Here is a 670-nt window from a genome sequence, read left to right on the forward strand (position 1 = left end):
GTCCGGCCGTAAGGCGGTCAAGCTCACGCCGGGCGAGCACGTCGAGTTCACGCTCCCGGCGGCGGCCAACGCGATCACCGTGCGCTACAGCATCCCGGACGCGCCGCGCGGCGGCGGGATCACGGCGCCGCTGGACATCGCGGTGAACGGCACGAAGCGCGCCGGCATGACGCTGACCTCCCAGTACTCCTGGCTGTACAACCAGTACCCGTTCTCCAACGACCCCGGCGCCGACCTGCTCCACCCCGACTGGTGGATCACCGAGTGCTCCTGCGTGCCCGTCGCCACGACGCCCGCCCGGTACGTACGGCCGAGCAGGAGCCGCTGCTCGTCGTAGAAGTGGCTGGGCCGGAACGGCTTCTCGATGACCGGGGCGGGCGACACCGTGCGGCTCACCGTCCCGGCCGGGAGCCGGGCCGCGTGGACGGTCGTCGACCTGCTGGACTCGGAGCTCGTCGGCCGGCCGCACATCGAACTCCTCGCGGCCAACGTCCTTGCGTTCGGGGCCGATCCGACCGGCCGGCGCGACGCGGCGGGCGCGATCGAGAAGGCTATCGCCTTCGCCCGGCGCACCCACCTCACGGTGTACATCCCGCCGGGCACGTACCGCGTCGACCGGCACATCGTCGTCGACGACGTCACGATCACCGGCGCCGGCAACTGGTACACG

2 protein-coding genes are annotated in these 670 nt (G+C 71.9%); both read left to right on the forward strand.

Annotated elements, in window-relative coordinates:
- Positions 1-337, forward strand: a 337-nt coding sequence (locus tag EAO72_RS43715) for a carbohydrate-binding protein (protein ID WP_459112837.1), incomplete at its 5' end; no start/stop codon positions are given.
- Between the two features lie 27 nt (positions 338-364).
- A partial coding sequence (locus EAO72_RS43720) for a glycoside hydrolase family 55 protein (protein ID WP_261991886.1) occupies positions 365-670 on the forward strand: 306 nt, incomplete at its 3' end.

Source organism: Streptomyces sp. OR43, from assembly GCF_008042275.1.
GTDB lineage: Bacteria > Actinomycetota > Actinomycetes > Streptomycetales > Streptomycetaceae > Streptomyces.